This window comes from Bradyrhizobium sp. USDA 3240 (genome assembly GCF_054063295.1).
Genome location: NZ_JBSSGD010000002.1, coordinates 4,625,450 through 4,643,803 on the forward strand (window position 1 = coordinate 4,625,450; position 18,354 = coordinate 4,643,803).

15 protein-coding genes are annotated in these 18,354 nt (G+C 64.6%); 11 read left to right on the top strand and 4 right to left on the bottom strand.

All coding sequences use genetic code 11. The annotated features are described in order from the left end of the window. The first annotated feature begins 211 nt into the window (after positions 1-211). Together ACVIGA_RS22580 and ACVIGA_RS22585 are read left to right on the top strand one after the other, a co-directional pair. Positions 212-973 carry a DUF1223 domain-containing protein gene (locus ACVIGA_RS22580; RefSeq protein ID WP_456668039.1) on the top strand — a complete coding sequence of 254 codons (762 nt, stop codon included), beginning with the start codon at positions 212-214 and terminating at the stop codon, positions 971-973. Between the two features lie 546 nt (positions 974-1,519). Next, positions 1,520-1,891, top strand: coding sequence for a DUF2794 domain-containing protein (locus ACVIGA_RS22585; RefSeq protein WP_223977714.1), 372 nt, complete (start codon positions 1,520-1,522; stop codon positions 1,889-1,891). Positions 1,892-2,007: 116 nt separating this feature from the next. Here the strand turns inward: ACVIGA_RS22585 and ACVIGA_RS22590 are convergent, their stop codons facing one another. The 4 genes from ACVIGA_RS22590 to ACVIGA_RS22605 all read right to left on the bottom strand — a co-directional run bounded on the left by ACVIGA_RS22590 (position 2,008) and on the right by ACVIGA_RS22605 (position 6,967). Further along, the gene (locus ACVIGA_RS22590) at positions 2,008-2,538 is read right to left on the bottom strand and encodes an N-acetyltransferase family protein (protein WP_456670862.1); all 531 of its coding nucleotides are present in this window, start codon (positions 2,536-2,538) and stop codon (positions 2,008-2,010) included. A 99-nt stretch (positions 2,539-2,637) separates the two neighbouring features. Next, positions 2,638-3,429 carry a Bax inhibitor-1/YccA family protein gene (locus ACVIGA_RS22595; protein ID WP_097675972.1) on the bottom strand — a complete coding sequence of 264 codons (792 nt, stop codon included), beginning with the start codon at positions 3,427-3,429 and terminating at the stop codon, positions 2,638-2,640. A gap of 234 nt (positions 3,430-3,663) precedes the next feature. Beyond that, on the bottom strand, positions 3,664-6,234 hold the full coding sequence (locus ACVIGA_RS22600) for an ABC transporter permease (protein WP_456668040.1): 2,571 nt from the start codon (positions 6,232-6,234) through the stop codon (positions 3,664-3,666). A 13-nt stretch (positions 6,235-6,247) separates the two neighbouring features. Further along, a complete protein-coding gene (locus ACVIGA_RS22605; RefSeq protein WP_456668041.1) occupies positions 6,248-6,967 on the bottom strand; it encodes an ABC transporter ATP-binding protein in 720 nt (239 codons plus the stop codon). Between the two features lie 55 nt (positions 6,968-7,022). Here ACVIGA_RS22605 and ACVIGA_RS22610 point away from each other — a divergent pair, with 55 nt between their 5' ends. From ACVIGA_RS22610 to odhB, 9 genes are all read left to right on the top strand, one after another. Beyond that, complete coding sequence (locus ACVIGA_RS22610; RefSeq protein WP_456670863.1) at positions 7,023-7,682, top strand: arylesterase; 660 nt, start codon at positions 7,023-7,025, stop codon at positions 7,680-7,682. A gap of 165 nt (positions 7,683-7,847) precedes the next feature. Beyond that, on the top strand, positions 7,848-8,384 hold the full coding sequence (gene thpR / locus ACVIGA_RS22615) for an RNA 2',3'-cyclic phosphodiesterase (protein WP_223977720.1): 537 nt from the start codon (positions 7,848-7,850) through the stop codon (positions 8,382-8,384). A 156-nt stretch (positions 8,385-8,540) separates the two neighbouring features. Further along, entirely contained in the window at positions 8,541-9,728 is a 1,188-nt protein-coding gene (gene zapE / locus ACVIGA_RS22620; RefSeq protein WP_375777987.1) for a cell division protein ZapE, read from the top strand. Between the two features lie 220 nt (positions 9,729-9,948). Then, entirely contained in the window at positions 9,949-10,917 is a 969-nt protein-coding gene (gene mdh, locus ACVIGA_RS22625; protein WP_166213281.1) for a malate dehydrogenase, read from the top strand. A 161-nt stretch (positions 10,918-11,078) separates the two neighbouring features. Then, entirely contained in the window at positions 11,079-12,275 is a 1,197-nt protein-coding gene (sucC, locus tag ACVIGA_RS22630) for an ADP-forming succinate--CoA ligase subunit beta (protein WP_375777988.1), read from the top strand. 2 nt (positions 12,276-12,277) lie between these two features. Next, positions 12,278-12,754, top strand: a complete 477-nt coding sequence (locus ACVIGA_RS22635) for a DUF1579 family protein (protein ID WP_456668042.1) — start codon at positions 12,278-12,280, stop codon at positions 12,752-12,754. A 37-nt stretch (positions 12,755-12,791) separates the two neighbouring features. Next, complete coding sequence (sucD, locus tag ACVIGA_RS22640; protein WP_375777989.1) at positions 12,792-13,673, top strand: succinate--CoA ligase subunit alpha; 882 nt, start codon at positions 12,792-12,794, stop codon at positions 13,671-13,673. A 257-nt stretch (positions 13,674-13,930) separates the two neighbouring features. Further along, entirely contained in the window at positions 13,931-16,891 is a 2,961-nt protein-coding gene (locus ACVIGA_RS22645) for a 2-oxoglutarate dehydrogenase E1 component (protein ID WP_456668043.1), read from the top strand. Between the two features lie 173 nt (positions 16,892-17,064). Then, positions 17,065-18,303, top strand: coding sequence for a 2-oxoglutarate dehydrogenase complex dihydrolipoyllysine-residue succinyltransferase (gene odhB, locus ACVIGA_RS22650; RefSeq protein WP_456668044.1), 1,239 nt, complete (start codon positions 17,065-17,067; stop codon positions 18,301-18,303). Positions 18,304-18,354 lie beyond the last annotated feature (51 nt).

Below are 18,354 nucleotides of genomic sequence, written 5' to 3' on the forward strand. Positions count from 1 at the left end.
GCATGGTCTGCCCGGAAAACCGCTTCACACTTTTCCGGACCATGCTCTTGCGCGGATTTGTGATCGGTGCCTCACTGCTTAGTGAGTAGCGGCTAAAAAGAAGGCGGCCTATGACAGGGCCGCTTTCTCGCGTTTTGGGGCACGCAAGTTCAGGGACAGACTTCATGCTCCGTACAATTACGGATAGAAATCATCACGACTGGTTCGCAGTATGACAGCGATGATGGCCTATAATTCTATCTCGCGATGGTCCAGCGCCCTCGGTTTCTGCGCGATCGTCGCAATCATCCGCCCCGCTCACGCCGATCCGCGTGCTGTCGTCGAGCTCTTCACCTCGCAGGGATGCTCCTCCTGTCCGCCCGCGGACAAGATCATCGGGGAGCTTGCGAAGGACCCCAACGTCATCGCGCTGAGCATGCCGATCGACTATTGGGACTATCTCGGCTGGAAGGACACGCTGGCCGATTCCCGTTTCAGCGCGCGCCAGAAAGCCTACTCGCATGTGCGCGGCGATCGTGACGTCTACACGCCGCAGGCCGTGATCAACGGCTCCATGCATGTGATCGGCAGCGACCGTGCCAGCATCGAGAGCGCCATCAAGGACACCGAGAAGAGCGGCAACGTGATGTCGGTACCGGTGACGATGACGCTGAGCGGCAAGCAGATCAACGTGTCGGTCGCCGCGTCCAAATCGCCCGCAGTGTCGCGCGGTGAAGTCTGGATCTGCTCGATCTCGAAGTCGGTGCCGATCTCGATCTCGCGCGGCGAGAATCGCGGCCACGAGATCACGTACCACAACGTGGTGCGCAATCTCCTGAAGGTCGGTGACTGGAACGGCTCGTCCGGGAGCTGGACCGTGCCGCTGGAGAACATCACGCGCGATGGCGTCGATGCCGCGGCCGTCTACGTCCAGGACGGCAACCGCGACAAGCCGGGTCCGATGCTGGGCGCCGCATTCACCTCGCTTCACTAGCACTCCGCAGCGCTCGCGGGCGTCAGTCGCGTCGTTGGGCCGCACGCATGTAGCCGTGTGGCTCCGCGCGGCGGCAAGCGTGCATCCAGTGATTTGCTGAAAGGAAAGCGCCGAGGCTTCGCGCGCGCGTCTCGATCGCGCGTGATCGAGCAGGGCCCCAAAAACAAAAAGGACCAACTTTCGTTGGCCCAGTGTTGGGATTTGATTCCCCTGCGAACAGGCCCGATCCCGACGGCCCCGGGGGGCTGGGGGCTGAGGAATCCGGAACCGAAAGGACCGGGCCAACGCAGGATTTTCTTTTCGCAGGGCAGCGGGGCGGGCGATGGGCGGAAGTGGGGCAGCAATATGATTCCTCTAACGTTCCCGTGACTCTTCGGTTTTCCGGACAATCCGTCGCGCCTGACCGTGGTTAAGGGCTGGTTGCGTTGCGAATGGCCCCTTGCGGCGTTCTGCGCTTAGCGCAATCATGTCACTCACGTGACGATCCCGAAGTGGGGGCACCGGCCTTCGGAACCCGATCGTCACCGGGATAACAGGAGGCGCTCGATGAGTCTGAACTCGGAGGACACTGATCCGAGTGGGAATCGTGCCGCGGCGCGTCCCGCCGCCGCGACCCCTCAGCCCAACCGCGTGACATTCAATCGACTTGAGCTCAACCGCATTCTCAATCTCTACGGCCGCATGGTTGCCGATGGCGAGTGGCGCGATTATGCGATCGACTTCCTCAAGGACCGCGCCGTGTTCTCAGTGTTCCGGCGCGCATCCGAAGTGCCGATCTACCGGATCGAGAAGGATCCCCGGCTGGCGCGCAAGCAGGGCATGTACAGCGTGATTTCGGCGACCGGCCTGATCCTGCGCCGCGGCCACGAACTCGAACGGGTGCTGTTCGTGATCGATCGCAAGCTGTCGCTGGTGTAGGCGCGGCAACTCGGCGCTTCGTAGCCCGGATGAGCGAAGCGAAATCCGGGACAAGTTCATCGGCGGTTTCGGCGGCCCCGCATTGCGCTGCGCTCCATCCGGGCTATGTATCCCATTTAGTCCGCCGGCACCGTCGCCGCGCCTTCGCCGAGCGCGCGCTGCATCAGCACGGTGTCGAGCCAGCGGCCGAATTTCAGGCCGACATTCGGGAGCGTCCCGATCATCTGAAAGCCGCAGCGGCGGTGCAGGCCGATCGAGCCGGCATTGGCCTGGTCCCCGATCACCGCGATCATCTGGCGGAAGCCGCGTCCGTCGCATTCGGCGATCAGGCGCTCCATCAGCCTGAGGCCGATGCCGCGGCGATGGACCGCGGGATCCAGATAGACCGAGTTCTCGACCGTGAAGCGATAGGCCGGCCGCGGCCGGTAGGGGCCGGCATAGGCGTAGCCGGCGACGCGGCCGTCCAGCACGGCGACGAAATAGGGGAAGTCGCCATCGATCAGCGCCCGGTAGCGGCGGGTCATCTCGGCCAAGTCGGGCGGGATCAGCTCGAAGGTCGCGGTGCCGAAGCGCACCGCGTGCTCATAGATCGCGGTGATGGAGGGCAGGTCCGCCTCGGCGGTCGGCCTGATTTCCGGATCGGGCAGAGCAGGTGTGGACATGCCGCAAGCGTATTTTTGCCCTGCGCAAAAGAAAAGCCCCGGCCGCAAGGCCGGGGCTCTTATCGATCGGTTCGCTCGAGGCGCTTAGTCGCGCTGGCCGAGCAGCTGCAGCAGCAGCGTGAACAGGTTGATGAAGTTCAGGTAGAGCGACAGCGCACCAGTGATTGCCGCACGCTCTGCCGCCACGCCACCCTGCGAGGCGTAGCCGTAGATGTAGTCGTTCTTCAGCCGCTGGGTGTCCCAGGCGGTGAGGCCCGCGAACACCAGCACGCCGACCACCGAGACGATGAACTGCAGCGCCGAACTCGCCAGGAACAGGTTGACCAGGCTCGCGATGATGATGCCGATCAGACCCATGAACAGGAACGAGCCCATGCCGCTCATGTCACGCTTGGTGGTGTAGCCGTAGAGGCTCAGCGCACCGAACGTCGCCGCGGTGATGAAGAACACGCGCACGATCGAGGTGTGCGTGTACACCAGGAAGATCGACGACAGCGACAGGCCCATCAGCGCCGAGAACACCCAGAACAGCAGCTGGGCGGTCGCAGGCTGCAGGCGGTTGATGCCGGCCGAGATGACGAACACCATCGCCAGAGGGGCGAGGATGAACAGCCACTTCAGCGGGCTCACGAACATCGCGTAGCCGAACTGCGTCAGATAGGCGTTGCCGAACTTGGCAACGGCGGCGGACTGATCAGTGGTCACCGCACCCATGTAGACACCGAGCGCGGCCAAGCCGGTGATGGCGAGGCCGATGCTCATGTAGTTGTAGATGCGCAGCATGTAGGCGCGCAGACCGGCGTCGACGGCCGCAGCGTCAATGCGCCCGGCGGCCCGGCCGAAAGGAGAAGCGTAGTTACGGTCTAGGTCCGACATGGTCGAATTCCCGTGGTTGGTCCCGGTGGAGCGCAAGGGATTTGCGGCGCCGGTTCTAAATCTATCTCAGATGGCTCGGTTTGCGGAACATTAATTGCGTGTCATTCAAACCGACTATCCGACCCGAGTGGTATGTGGGAAATTAACACATCCGACGCAAGCTTCCACGCGCGGCCGAATGTCGCTCTAGCCTAGCATTTGTAGGCAAAATGGCGCTGCCGCCGCTACAAATTGTCACAAATTCCGCAGCACCGAGGCCGGCTTCTGGTTCAGCGCGAGCAGCGTTCCCGCCAGCCCCAATCCGACGGTGACGACCAGCGCGGCGACCACGACCAGCGCTGCGCTGCCGGCCTGCCAGATGAAACTCAGCGTCATCAGCCGCGTCACGATCAGCCAGGCCGCGACCGAACCGGCGATCACCCCGAAGATTGCGGTTGCAAAGCCGATCATCAGATACTCCAGCGCGTAGGCGCCGAGCAATCGCACCCGGGTGGCGCCGAGTGTCTTGAGGATCACGGCGTCGTAGACGCGGTGGCGGTGGCCGGCGGCGAGCGCGCCGCCCAGCACCAGGATCGCCGAGATCAGCGTCACGGCGCTGGCGCCGCGGATCGCCAGCACCAGATTGCTGACGACGGCGCCGACCGTTTCCAGCGCCTCGCGGACCCGGACGCTGGTCACCATCGGGAACGCGTCGGCGACCTGCTTGATGATGCGCGCATCGTCGGTGGCGCCGGCATGGGGTTCCGTCAGGGTCGCGACGTGGCTATGCGGGGCGCCCTTGAAGGCATTCGGCGAGAACACCAGCACGAAGTTGATGCCGAGGCCCTGCCAGTCGATGTTGCGCAGATTGGCGATCTTGGCCGGAACATCGCGGCCGAGCACGTTGACCACGATCTCGTCGCCGATCTTCAAGGACAGGCCGTCGGCGATCTTCTTCTCCATCGAGACCAGCGGAGGTCCGCTGTAGTCCGGTCCCCACCATTCGCCCTCGACGATCTTCGAGCCCTTGGGAATTTCGCCGGTGTAGGTCAGGCCGCGGTCGCTTTGCAGCACCCATTCCGAATCGACCGACGGCTTGAGCTGGTCGGCCTTGACGCCGCGCGCGGCGACGATGCGCCCGCGCAGCATCGCCACGTCCTCGATGGTCGAGTCCGGAGCGATCTGCTTGAGGAAAGCACCAAAGCGGTCGGCTTCGGTGGAGGGGATGTCGATGAAGAAGAACGACGGCGCCCGTTCCGGCAATGCGGCCAGGAATTGCCGGCGCAGATTGCCGTCGATCTGGGTGATGGTGACGAGCACCGCGAGCCCGAGGCCCAGCGACAGCACCACCGACGGCGTCAGCGCGCCCGGCCGGTGGATGTTGGCAATTGCGAGCCGCAGCATGGTGATGCGGCTGCGCGGCAGCCGCCGCGCCACCGCCATCAGGATTTCGGCGATCCCGCGCAGCAGCAGGAACACCGCGATCGACGAGGCAACGAACACGGTGGCGACCCGCTTGTCATAGGCGAGCCCGATCGCAACCCCGATCAGGAGCGCGACCACCACGGCCATCAGCGCCAGATAGCTCCAGCGCGGGCGATGCCACTCGCTGGCGACGGTCTCGCGGAACAGCGCGGCGACCGGCACGTCGTGGACCCGGCCGAGCGGCCACAGCCCGAACGCCAGCGCGGTGAGCTGGCCGTAGAGGAACGAGAGCGCGAGCTCGTCGGGATGCAGCGCCGGCACCACCGGCAGCGGCAGCACCTTGCCGAACAGGCCGACGATGACGAAAGGCAGCGCGGCGCCGAGCACCAGCCCGATCACCGAACCGATCCCGGCCAGCACCACCACCTGCGTGCAGTAGATCGTGAAGACGTCGCGGCCGGTGGCGCCGAGCGCCTTGAACGAGGCGATGACGTCGCGGCGGCGGTCGATATGGCTCTTCACCGCGTTGGCGACGCCGACGCCGCCGACCAAGAGTGCGGCGAGGCCGACCAGGGTCAGGAACTGGGTGAAGCGGTTGATGGTGCGCTCAAGCTGCGGCGAGGCGTTGTTGCGGCTGCGGACCTCCCAGCCGGCCTCCGGCGCGGCAGCCCGCGCGCCGTCGATCAACGCGGTGGTGGCGCGATCGTCGTTGGCGCCGTCGGGCAGCTTCACCCGGTAGATCCAGCGCACCAGGCTGCCCGGCTGCAACAGGTCGGTGACGCGCAAGCTCGCTTCGCTGATCAGGAAGCGCGGGCCGAGGCCGACGCCGCCGGCGAGCTTGTCGGGCTCGGCCGCCACCACGCTGCGGATCTGGTAGGTCGCGCTGCCGATGCTGACGCGGTCACCGAGCTTCAGGTCGAGCCGCGCGAGCAGCGTTGAATCGGCGGCCGCGCCATAGGCGCCGTCGCGTTCGGCCAGCAGGTCGGCGACCGGCATGTTCGGCTCGAGCGTCAGCTCGCCGAGCATCGGATATCTGCTGTCGACCGCCTTGAGCTCGACCAGCGCCAGCTTGCCGTCACCGCTGCGGGCCATCGCGCGCAGCGTGGCCGCCACCGAAACCTCGCCGCGGGTGCGCAGATACGCGACCTCCTCGGGCTTGGCTTCGCGCGAGATCAGCGAGAATGCGACGTCGCCGCCGAGCAGCGTGCGACCCTCGCGCGACAGGCCGTCGCCAAGGCTCGCGGCGACCGAGCCGACGCCGGCAATCGCCATCACGCCGAGCGCGATGCAGGCGATGAACACATAGAACCCGCGCAGGCCGCCGCGCAGTTCGCGCAGCGCGTAACGGAAGGCAAGCGACGACGCGCGGCCCTGCACCGCGACTTCGGACGCAATGCTCATGTCGTGGCAAAGCTCATGTGGTTGATTGTCCGTCGATGCGGCCGGAGCGCAGCTGCACGACGCGGTCGCAGCGCTGCGCCAGCGAGAGGTCGTGCGTCACCAGCACCAGCGTCATGCCGCGCTCGGCGTGCTTGGTGAAGAGCAGATCGATGATCTGCTTTCCCGTCGTCTCGTCGAGATTTCCGGTCGGTTCGTCGGCAACCAGGATCGTCGGATCGGGTGCGAGCGCACGCGCGATCGCGACGCGCTGCTGCTCGCCGCCGGAAAGCTGCGTCGGATAATGATGCAGCCGTTCGCCGAGCCCGACCGATTGCAGCTCTTGCGCGGCACGCGCGGCGGCATCGGGATTGCCGGCGAGCTCGAGCGGCACGGCGACGTTCTCCAGCGCCGTCATGGTCGGGATCAGATGGAACGACTGGAACACGATGCCGACCTGGCGGCCGCGGAAGCGCGCCAGCGCATCTTCGTCGAGGGCATTGAACGAGGTGCCGTCGACGACCACTTCTCCGCTGTCAGGACGTTCAAGCCCCGCCATCACCATCAGCAAGGTCGACTTGCCCGAACCCGATGGGCCGATCAGGCCGATGGCCTCACCCGCTGCCACACGAAGGCTGATATCTTTGAGGATATGGACCCGTGCCGCGCCGGTGCCGAGCGAGAGATTGACGTTCCTGACGGCAATGGTGTCCGGCTCGACGTCGGTCAGTGAAGAGGATTCGATGAGACTGTCCATGGTTCGGTCATATGGCACTTCCGCTGCTGCGGTCGAGGGCCGGTTGAGGATCTTCGTGCACATACTCGTGTTGCTTATGGGCTTGATGACGGCGGCAAGTGCGCAGACGCCAGCACCGGACAATGCCCCGGCGCAAGGTTCGGCGAAACCGATCAAGATGGTGGTTCTGGGCGATTCCCTGAGCGCCGGTTACGGCCTTCCGGCCGCGGCGGCATTTCCGGTCCGGCTGCAAAAAGCCTTGGAAAACAAGGGGATAAAGGTCGAGATGACCAATGCCGGGGTGTCCGGCGACACCGCCTCAGGGGGCCGTGAGCGGCTCGACTGGTCGGTGGCCGACGGAACTGCCGCCGTGATCGTCGAGCTCGGCGCCAACGATGCGCTGCGCGGCATCGATCCCGCGGTGACGCGTGCCGCGCTCACCGACATCATCACAAAGTTGCAGGCGCGCAAGATCGCCGTGCTCTTGTGCGGCATGCTCGCGCCGCCGAACTATGGCAGCGAGTATGCAGCGAAGTTCAACGCGATCTATCCGGATCTGTCGAAATCGCTTGGCGTGCCGCTCTATCCGTTCTTCCTCGATGGCGTGGCTGCCGATGCCAAGCTCAATCAGGCCGACGGCATGCATCCGACGGCGGAAGGTGTGGACATCGTCGTGAAGAATATGCTGCCCACGGTGGAGGCATTTCTCGGCGCAATATCAGGGCAACGCAGTTGAAACGCAGGCAGCGGGCCGTGTTGTGCCCGTAGGTTTACGAGCTGTTAACGGGTCGTGCTTCGCAGAGTCACATATCTCGGGTACAAATAGGCATCGGTGATTCGTCACCGGGCTGTTACAGGGCCGGGCTCCCAAAACCCGCGCCAAGCATCGAGGATTAATGCGATGCCGCGTCTGTTCACTGGACTGGAAATTCCGGCCGAGATCGGCCAGACACTTTCCAATTTGCGTGGCGGCCTTCCCGGCGCACGCTGGATCGATCCCGAAAATTATCACGTCACTCTGCGCTTCATCGGCGATATCGATGGCCTCTGGGCCAACGAGATCGCGACGATGCTGTTTCGGGTGAACCGAAAGCCGTTCGAGGTCAAATTGCAGGGCCTGTCGAGCTTCGGCGGACGCAAGCCGCGCGCGGTGGTTGCCGCCGTCGAGCCCAGCCGGCCGCTGATCGAACTGCAGGCCGAACTCGAGCGGATGATGCAGCGGATGGGGCTCAATCCCGAGGGCAGGAAATTCACGCCCCATGTCACGCTCGCGCGTCTGCATGACGCATCGAGCCAGGACGTCGCGGATTATCTGTCGGTGCGCGGCTACTTTCCGAGCCGCAGCTTCATGGCAGACCGCTTCGTGCTGTTCTCGTCGCGCGCGTCGACGGGCGGCGGCCCCTACGTGGTCGAGGATGCCTACGCACTCTGCGCGTAAGGCATCGCAGATCGCGGCTTGAGGTGTCAGGCAGCGGCCGGAGCCGTCGGCCGTGGTATGCAAGGGCTTGCGCTTGCATACCCACCTGCCTTGCATACCCACTGGCCCAATTCACGGCTTGCAATTTTCCGCGCACTAGGGCCGTAAGGTGGGCCCATGCTGTCCACCTCGCCGAGTTCCTTTCTCGAACACTACAACGCCCTGGTCGCCTCCGGCGCGATCGAGGCCGATCCCGCGCAGGCCCGCGCCGCCGAAGCGTTCGGCGCGCTGGACGAGCGGCTCGCGAGCTACAAGCCGCAGCGTAAGCAGAGCCTGCTCGGACGGCTGTTCGGCGGCGACAAGGACGACAAGCCGCCGCGCGGCCTCTACGTCCATGGCGAGGTCGGCCGCGGCAAGACCATGCTGATGGACCTGTTCTTCCAGCAGAGCCCGGTCGAGCACAAGCGCCGCGCGCACTTCCACGAATTCATGGCCGAGGCGCATGAGCGCATCTATGGCTACCGCCAGCAGATCGCGCGCGGCGAGATCGCAGACGGCGACGTGATCGCGCTCACCGCGCAGGCGATCTTCGACGAAGCGTGGCTGCTCTGCTTCGACGAATTCCACGTCACCGACATCGCGGATGCGATGATCCTCGGACGGCTGTTCGCAAAGCTGTTCGATCTCGGCACCGTCGTGGTCGCGACCTCGAACGTCGCGCCTGACGATCTCTACAAGGGCGGCCTCAATCGCGCGCTGTTCCTGCCGTTCATCGCACAGATCACCGACCACATGGATGTGCTGCGGCTCGATGCGCGCACCGACTTCCGGCTCGAGAAGCTCGTCGGCGTGAAGATGTGGCTGGTGCCTGCCGATGACGCGGCTCGCGATGTGCTCAATGCGGCGTGGCGCAAGATGACCGGCAACGCGCCGTGCAAGGCGCGCCTTATCGAGATCAAAAAGCGTTTGCTGACTGTGCCGTGCTCGTCGCATGGCGTCGCGCGCTTCAGCTTCGCCGATCTCTGCGAGAAGCCGCTTGCCGCGTCCGATTACCTCAGGCTCGCGCACGACTACCACACGATCCTGATCGACCATATTCCCGTGATGGACTACGCCGAGCGCAACGCTGCCAAGCGCTTCATCTCGCTGATCGACACGCTCTATGACAATGCCGTGAAGCTGATGGCCTCGGCCGAGGCCGATCCGGTGTCGTTGTACCTTGCGGAAGACGGCATCGAGGCGATGGAGTTCAAGCGCACGTCCTCGCGCTTGATCGAGATGAGCTCGGAATCCTATCTGGCGCTGCCGCACGGCCGCAAGGACTCCTCGGCCAGCGGCTCGTCGACCGGCCTCGTCGAGACCTGAAATCCAGCCTCGAAATTCGGACTTGAGATTGGCCTTGCGCGCGGTCCGGATCGGAGCAACTTTTCGTGTCTCCGGGCGGATGTTGCTGGCATGCCTGACCGAATTGCAGGCACGGCCCGCAATCGGGCAGGCCGCGACTTGAATGGATCATTCGAAAGGGATAACCACCCTTGCAACCGACTTCCCTCCCTCCTGCACCAGTTCAAAGGACTGATTTCCCATGGCACGCGACAAGATTGCTCTGATTGGCTCCGGACAGATCGGCGGAACGCTGGCGCACCTGGTTGGCCTCAAGGAACTCGGAGACGTCGTGCTGTTCGATATCGCCGAGGGCGTGCCGCAGGGCAAAGCGCTCGACATCGCGCAGTCGTCGCCGGTCGACGGCTTCGACTCCAATCTGGTCGGCGCCAATTCCTATGAAGCGCTCGACGGCGCCAAGGTCTGCATCGTCACCGCGGGCGTGCCGCGCAAGCCCGGCATGAGCCGCGACGATCTGCTGTCGATCAACCTCAAGGTCATGGAGCAGGTCGGCGCCGGCATCAAGAAGTATGCGCCCGACGCCTTCGTCATCTGCATCACCAATCCGCTGGACGCGATGGTCTGGGCGCTGCAGAAGGCTTCCGGCCTGCCGCACAAGAAGGTGGTCGGCATGGCCGGCGTGCTCGACTCGGCGCGCTTCCGCTATTTCCTGGCCGACGAATTCAACGTCTCGGTCGAAGACGTCACCGCGTTCGTGCTCGGCGGCCACGGCGACACCATGGTGCCGCTGACCCGCTACTCGACCGTCGCCGGCATTCCGCTGCCCGACCTCGTCAAGATGGGCTGGACCTCGCAGGCCCGCATCGACGAGATCGTCGACCGCACCCGCAACGGTGGCGCCGAGATCGTCAATTTGCTCAAGACCGGTTCGGCCTTCTACGCGCCGGCGGCGTCCGCGATCCAGATGGCCGAGAGCTATCTGAAGGACAAGAAGCGCGTGCTGCCCTGCGCCGCCTATCTCAACGGCGAGTACGGCGTGAAGGACATGTATGTCGGCGTTCCCACCGTGATCGGCTCCAAGGGTGTCGAGCGCATCGTCGAGATCGAACTCGCCGGCAAGGACCGTGAAGCCTTCGACAAGTCGGTTGCCTCGGTGCAGGGCCTGGTCGACGCCTGCAAGAAGATCGCGCCCGATCTGCTCGGCAAGTAATCTCAATCGGCAATGGCCCGATAGGCGATTTCAATCGCCTGTCGGGCGCAAGATGATGAAATTCCGGCGAATTTTGTAGTTGCGCGAGTATTGGTATATGGTATGCCAGTCTCAAGGCTGACCTAAAGGGTCGCCGCACGAGGGTTTGGGAGCGTCTTTCCATGAATATCCACGAATACCAGGCGAAGGCCCTGCTGCATGAATTCGGCGTGCCGATCTCGCGCGGCGTGCCGGTGCTGAAGCCGGAAGATGCCGATGCGGCGGCCAAGCAGCTCCCCGGCCCGATCTGGGTGGTGAAGAGCCAGATCCATGCCGGCGGTCGCGGCAAGGGCAAGTTCAAGGAGGCATCGGCCGGCGACAAGGGCGGTGTCCGCATCGCCAAGTCGGTCGCCGAGGTCGACGAATTCGCCAAGCAGATGCTCGGCGCGACGCTGGTGACGGTGCAGACCGGCCCGCACGGCAAGCAGGTCAATCGCCTCTACATCGAGGAAGGCTCCGACATCGACAAGGAGTTCTATCTCTCGATCCTGGTCAATCGCGAGACCTCCGAGATCTCCTTCGTGGTGTCGACCGAAGGCGGCGTCAACATCGAGGACGTCGCGCATTCGACCCCGGAAAAGATCGTCTCGTTCTCGGTCGATCCCGCCACCGGCATCATGGCTCACCACGGCCGCACGGTCGCCGAGGCGCTGAAGCTGAAGGGCGATCTCGCCAAGCAGGCCGAGAAGCTGACCGGTCAGCTCTATGCCGCGTTCGCCGCCAAGGACATGGCGATGCTCGAGATCAATCCGCTGGTCGTCACCAAGCAGGGCCAGCTCCGTGTGCTCGATGCCAAGGTGTCGTTCGACAGCAACGCGCTCTACCGTCACCCGGACGTGGTCGCGCTGCGCGACGAGTCCGAGGAGGACGCCAAGGAGATCGAGGCGTCGAAATACGACCTCAATTATGTCGCGCTCGACGGCACGATCGGCTGCATGGTCAACGGCGCCGGCCTCGCCATGGCGACGATGGACATCATCAAGCTCTACGGCATGGAGCCAGCGAACTTCCTCGACGTTGGCGGCGGCGCCAGCGCGGAGAAGGTTGCGGCTGCGTTCAAGATCATCACCGCCGATCCGAACGTGAGGGGCATCCTGGTCAACATCTTCGGCGGCATCATGAAGTGCGACGTGATCGCCGAGGGTGTGGTCGCCGCGGTCAAGCAGGTCGGCCTCAAGGTGCCGCTCGTGGTGCGCCTCGAAGGCACCAATGTCGAGCAGGGCAAGAAGATCATCCGCGACAGCGGTCTCAACGTGGTGCCCGCCGACAATCTCGATGACGCCGCGCAGAAGATCGTGAAAGCCGTCAAGGGAGGCTAACGATGGCCGATCATCTCGACGCTCCGACCCCGCTGGACGAACACCGCAAGCTCGCGGCTTTCGCGGGCGAGTGGAACGGCGACGAGATGGTCTATCCGTCGCGCTGGACCGCAGGCGGTCCGGCGACTTCCCATGTCGTTGCGCGCATCGCGCTCAACGGTTTCTACCTGATCCAGGACTGCGTGCAGACCCGTGACGGCAAGGAGAGCTTCGCCACCCACGGCGTCTTCACCTACGACCGCGAGGATCGCGCCTACCGATTGTTCTGGCACGATTCACTCGGCTACTACCCGCCGTCGCCGGCGTCCGGCGGCTGGGCGGGCAAGTCGCTGATCCTGGTGCGCGGCTCGCTGCGCGGCAATGCCCGTCACGTCTACGAGGTCGTCGACGACAACACCTACAACATGAAGATCCAATTCTCACCTGACGCGGAAGGGTGGGCCGACGTGCTCACCGGCGTGTACCGGCGTATCCACTGAACCCTTCACCGATCGTCTCGCGAAAGCATCTCGAACCATGTCCATTCTGATCGACAAGAACACCAAGGTCATCTGCCAGGGCTTCACCGGCAAGAACGGCACGTTCCATTCGGAAGCGGCGATCGCTTACGGCACCAAGATGGTCGGTGGCGTAGCGCCGGGCAAAGGCGGTCAGACCCATCTCAATCTGCCGGTGTTCGACACCGTCGCGGACGCGCGTGCCAAGACCGGCGCCGACGCCAGCGTGGTCTACGTCCCGCCGCCGGGCGCGGCGGACGCGATCTGCGAGGCGATCGACGCCGAGATACCGCTGATCGTCTGCATCACCGAGGGCATTCCGGTGCTCGACATGGTGCGCGTCAAGCGCTCGCTGTCGGGCTCGAAGTCGCGGCTGATCGGGCCGAACTGCCCGGGCGTGATGACCGCTGGCGAGTGCAAGATCGGCATCATGCCGGCCAACATCTTCAAGCCCGGCTCAGTCGGCATCGTCTCTCGCTCCGGCACCCTGACCTATGAAGCGGTGTTCCAGACCACCCAGGAGGGCCTCGGCCAGACCACCGCGGTCGGCATCGGCGGCGATCCGGTAAAGGGCACCGAGTTCATCGATGTGCTGGAGATGTTCCTGGCTGACGAGAAGACCAAGTCGATCGTCATGATCGGCGAGATCGGCGGCTCCGCCGAGGAAGACGCCGCCCAGTTCCTCAAGGACGAGGCCAAGCGCGGCCGCAAGAAGCCGATGGTCGGCTTCATCGCCGGTGTTACCGCACCTCCCGGCCGCCGCATGGGTCATGCCGGCGCGATCATCTCCGGCGGCAAGGGCGACGCCGGTTCCAAGACCGCGGCGATGGAAGCCGCCGGCATCAAGGTGTCGCCGTCGCCGGCGCGACTCGGGCACACGCTCGCGGAGATGCTGAAGTAACCTCTGTCAGGCGAAGTTCCCTTCGTGTTTTGGCGCGATTTTGGGCGTGTTCTCCTTGGGGAACCCGCCTTTTTGCTGCGTTTTGCCGCCAGAACGCTGACCAATAAAATATGAAAATAAGTTCATTTCTTGGTTCTTTTAGGCAGGAATATCGCGCCTAGATAGGGTAAAGGGTATCTATCCAGCCGGCGCACTTCCAGACCGGCATCAGCGCCGTCTCCTACGCGCGAACCGAAAAAAATCACCAGGACTGCCCCATGTCTCGCCAAGACGCGAACGCTGCTTTTGCTCTCTCATCATTCCTGCAGGGCACCAACGCCGCCTACATCGACGATCTCTATGCCCGCTACGAGCAGGACCCATCGTCGGTCGACGCCGAATGGCAGGATTTCTTCAAAAGCCTGAAGGACGCCCCCGCCGACGTCCAGAAGAACGCCGAGGGTGCCTCGTGGGGCCGCGCCAACTGGCCGGTGACGCCGCGTGACGAGCTGACCTCGGCGCTCGACGGCAATTGGGCCCAAGTCGAGAAGGCGGTCGGCACCAAGCTCGCCGCCAAGGCGCAGGCCAAGGGCACCGAACTGTCCGACGCCGACGTGCATCAGGCCACCCGCGATTCGGTTCGCGCGCTGATGCTGATCCGCGCCTATCGCATGCGCGGCCATTTCCACGCCAAGCTCGATCCGCTCGGCATCGAGGCGCCGCGCGACCGCGAGGAGCTCGATCCGCGCTCCTACGGCTTCAGCGAGGCCGACTTCGATCGCAAGATCTTCCTCGACCACGTGCTCGGCCTCGAATACGGCACGCTGCGCGAGATCGTCCAGATCTGCGAGCGCACCTACTGCCAGACGCTCGGCGTCGAGTTCATGCACATCTCCAATGCCGCGCAGAAGGCGTGGATCCAGGAGCGCATCGAAGGTCCGGACAAGGAGATCAGCTTCACGCCCGAGGGACGCCGCGCGATCCTCAACAAGCTGATCGAGGCCGACGGCTTCGAGAAGTTCTGCGACACCAAGTTCACCGGCACCAAGCGCTTCGGTCTCGACGGCGGCGAATCGCTGATCCCGGCGCTCGAACAGATCATCAAGCGCGGCGGCAATCTCGGCGTGAAGGAGATCGTCGTCGGCATGCCGCATCGCGGCCGCCTCAACGTGCTGACCCAGGTGATGGGCAAGCCGCACCGCGCGCTGTTCCATGAATTCAAGGGTGGTTCGGCCAATCCGGACTCGGTCGAAGGCTCCGGCGACGTCAAGTATCACCTCGGCGCGTCGTCGGACCGCGAGTTCGACGGCAACAACATCCATCTGTCGCTGACCGCAAATCCGTCGCATCTCGAGATCGTCGATCCGGTTGTGATGGGCAAGGTGCGCGCCAAGCAGGATCAGCACGGCGATCCGCCGGATATGCGCATCTCGGTGCTGCCGCTCCTGATGCACGGCGACGCGGCGTTCGCGGGCCAGGGCGTGGTGGCGGAATGCTTCAGCCTGTCCGACCTGAAGGGCTACCGCACCGGCGGCTCGCTGCACTTCATCGTCAACAACCAGATCGGCTTCACCACCTATCCGCGCTACTCGCGCTCGTCGCCCTATCCGTCCGACGTCGCGAAGATGATCGACGCGCCGATCTTCCACGTGAACGGGGACGATCCGGAGGCCGTGGTGTTCGCGGCCAAGGTCGCGATCGAGTTCCGGCAGAAATTCCACAAGCCGGTCGTCATCGACATGTTCTGCTACCGGCGTCACGGCCACAACGAGGGCGATGAGCCGGCGTTCACCCAGCCGGTGATGTACAAGAAGATCGCCTCGCATCCGTCGACGCTGGAGATCTACGCCAAGCGGCTGGTCGCCGACGGCGTGTTGACCGAGGGCGAGGTCGAGAAGGCCAAGGCCGATTGGCGCGCACGGCTCGATGCCGAGCTCGAAGCCGGCTCGGGCTACAAGCCGAACAAGGCCGACTGGCTCGACGGCAAATGGGCCGGCTTCAAGTCGGCCGATCAGGAAGAAGACGCCCGCCGTGGCGTCACCGGCGTCGATGTCGCCGTCCTCAAGGAGATCGGCCGCAAGATCACCAAGGTGCCGGACGGCTTCCGCGCCCACCGCACCATTCAGCGCTTCCTCGACAATCGCGCCAAGGCGATCGACACCGGCGTCGGCATCGACTGGGCGACCGGCGAGGCGCTGGCGTTCTGCACGCTGCTGCAGGAGGGCCATCATGTGCGCCTGTCCGGCCAGGATTCCGAGCGCGGCACCTTCTCGCAGCGCCATTCGGTCCTGATCGATCAGGAGGACGAGAGCCGCTACACGCCGTTCAACCATCTCGGCGGCGAGGACACCGGCCACTACGAGGTCATCAACTCGCTGCTGTCGGAAGAGGCGGTTCTCGGCTTCGAGTATGGCTACTCGCTGGCCGAGCCGAATGCGCTGACGCTCTGGGAAGCCCAGTTCGGCGACTTCGCCAATGGTGCGCAGGTGGTGTTCGACCAGTTCATCTCCTCGGGCGAACGCAAATGGCTGCGCATGTCGGGCCTCGTCTGCCTGCTGCCGCATGGCTACGAGGGGCAGGGACCGGAGCACTCCTCCGCGCGCCTCGAGCGTTATTTGCAGATGTGCGCCGAGGACAACATGCAGGTGGTCAATCCGACCACGCCGGCAAACTACTTCCACGTGCTGCGGCGCCAGCTGCATCGCGAAATCCGCAAGCCGCTGATCCTGATGACGCCGAAGTCGCTGCTGCGCCACAAGCGCGCCGTGTCGCGGCTCGACGAACTCGGCAAGAACGCCACCTTCCACCGCATCCTGTACGATGACGCGCAGATGCTGCCGGACGAGAAGATCAAGCTGGTGCCGGACGACAAGATCCGTCGCGTCGTGCTCTGCTCCGGCAAGGTCTATTACGACCTGTACGAGGAGCGCGAGAAGCGCGGCGTCGACGACATCTATCTGATGCGCATCGAGCAGCTGTATCCGGTGCCGCTGAAGGCGCTGGTGCAGGAGCTCGGCCGCTTCAAGGCGGCCGAGGTGGTCTGGTGCCAGGAAGAGCCCCGCAACATGGGCTCCTGGCACTTCATCGAGCCCTATCTGGAATGGGTGCTGAACCAGACCAACGCCGCCAACAAGCGTCCGCGCTATGCCGGCCGTCCGGCATCGGCGGCGACCGCCACCGGTTTGATGTCGAAACATCTGGCGCAGCTCAAGGCGCTGCTCGACGACGCACTGAACTAACGGCCTTCACTGAAGCCATGCCCCGCTCTGTGCGCAATTGCGCACTGGAGCGGGGCATCCGGTATCCCGCGTCATCCAGCCTCACCGCTGTCGTCACGGAGTACCGGATCGTTCGCTTTGGCGAAGGGTGGCTGGACCAAATTTTCGACCGCAAGGTTATCGAGGAAGAGATCATGACTGAAATTCGCGTTCCAACGCTCGGTGAATCCGTGACTGAGGCCACGATCGGCCGCTGGTTCAAGAAGGCCGGTGAGGCCGTCGCGGTGGACGAGCCGTTGGTGGAGCTGGAGACCGACAAGGTCACCATCGAGGTGCCCGCGCCGGTCGCCGGCACGCTCGGTGAGATCATCGCCAAGGATGGCGAGACCGTCGCCGTCGGCGCGCTGCTCGGCCAGATCAATGATGGTGCGGCTCCCGCCAAGTCCGCTGCCGCCGCCGCTCCGGCCAAGGCTGTCGCTCCGGCCCCTGCTCCCGCGCCGGCGCCTGCCGCGCCCAAGGTGCCGCCGACCGATGCGCCGCTCGCGCCTTCGGTGCGCAAGCTGTCCGCCGAAAGCGGCGTCGACGCCTCCACCGTTCCGGGCTCGGGCAAGGATGGCCGCGTCACCAAGGGCGACATGCTGGCCGCGATCGAGAAGGCCGCCTCGGCGCCGACCCCGGTCAACCAGCCCGCCGCCGCCGTGCAGGTTCGCAGCCCCTCGCCGGCGGACGATGCCGCGCGCGAGGAGCGCGTGAAGATGACCCGTCTGCGCCAGACCATCGCGCGCCGCCTCAAGGACGTGCAGAACACCGCCGCGATGCTGACGACCTTCAACGAGGTCGACATGACCGAGGTGATGAAGCTGCGCGCCCTCTACAAGGATACGTTCGAGAAGAAGCACGGCTCGAAGCTCGGCTTCATGGGCTTCTTCACCAAGGCGGTGGTGCAGGGGTTGAAGGACATTCCGGCCGTCAACGCCGAGATCGACGGCTCTGACCTGATCTACAAGAACTACTACCACATCGGCGTCGCGGTCGGCACCGACCGCGGCCTGGTGGTGCCTGTGGTGCGCGACTGCGATCACAAGTCGATCGCCGAGATCGAGAAGTCGATCGCCGATTACGGCCGCCGCGCCCGCGACGGTCAGCTCAAGATCGACGAGATGCAGGGCGGCACCTTCACCATCACCAATGGCGGCATCTACGGCTCGCTGATGTCGACGCCGATCCTCAACGCGCCGCAGTCCGGCATCCTCGGCATGCACAAGATCCAGGAGCGGCCGATGGTGGTCGGCGGCAAGATCGAGGTGCGCCCGATGATGTATCTGGCGCTGTCCTACGATCACCGCGTCATCGACGGCAAGGAAGCGGTCACCTTCCTGGTGCGGGTCAAGGAGAGCCTGGAAGATCCGGCCCGCCTGGTGCTGGATCTCTAAGGTCATGTCGCGCGCGGCGTCCGATCGGTTCGGGCGTCGCGATTGGTTGGG

Coding starts and splice junctions, on each gene's coding strand:
- sucC (WP_375777988.1), top strand. CDS start 11,079: ATGAATATCCACGAATACCAGGCGAAGGCCCTGCTGCATGAATTCGGC.
- ACVIGA_RS22645 (WP_456668043.1), top strand. CDS start 13,931: ATGTCTCGCCAAGACGCGAACGCTGCTTTTGCTCTCTCATCATTCCTG.
- ACVIGA_RS22595 (WP_097675972.1), bottom strand. CDS start 3,429: ATGTCGGACCTAGACCGTAACTACGCTTCTCCTTTCGGCCGGGCCGCC.
- ACVIGA_RS22585 (WP_223977714.1), top strand. CDS start 1,520: ATGAGTCTGAACTCGGAGGACACTGATCCGAGTGGGAATCGTGCCGCG.
- sucD (WP_375777989.1), top strand. CDS start 12,792: ATGTCCATTCTGATCGACAAGAACACCAAGGTCATCTGCCAGGGCTTC.
- zapE (WP_375777987.1), top strand. CDS start 8,541: ATGCTGTCCACCTCGCCGAGTTCCTTTCTCGAACACTACAACGCCCTG.
- ACVIGA_RS22635 (WP_456668042.1), top strand. CDS start 12,278: ATGGCCGATCATCTCGACGCTCCGACCCCGCTGGACGAACACCGCAAG.
- mdh (WP_166213281.1), top strand. CDS start 9,949: ATGGCACGCGACAAGATTGCTCTGATTGGCTCCGGACAGATCGGCGGA.
- thpR (WP_223977720.1), top strand. CDS start 7,848: ATGCCGCGTCTGTTCACTGGACTGGAAATTCCGGCCGAGATCGGCCAG.
- ACVIGA_RS22580 (WP_456668039.1), top strand. CDS start 212: ATGACAGCGATGATGGCCTATAATTCTATCTCGCGATGGTCCAGCGCC.
- ACVIGA_RS22600 (WP_456668040.1), bottom strand. CDS start 6,234: ATGAGCATTGCGTCCGAAGTCGCGGTGCAGGGCCGCGCGTCGTCGCTT.
- odhB (WP_456668044.1), top strand. CDS start 17,065: ATGACTGAAATTCGCGTTCCAACGCTCGGTGAATCCGTGACTGAGGCC.
- ACVIGA_RS22605 (WP_456668041.1), bottom strand. CDS start 6,967: ATGGACAGTCTCATCGAATCCTCTTCACTGACCGACGTCGAGCCGGAC.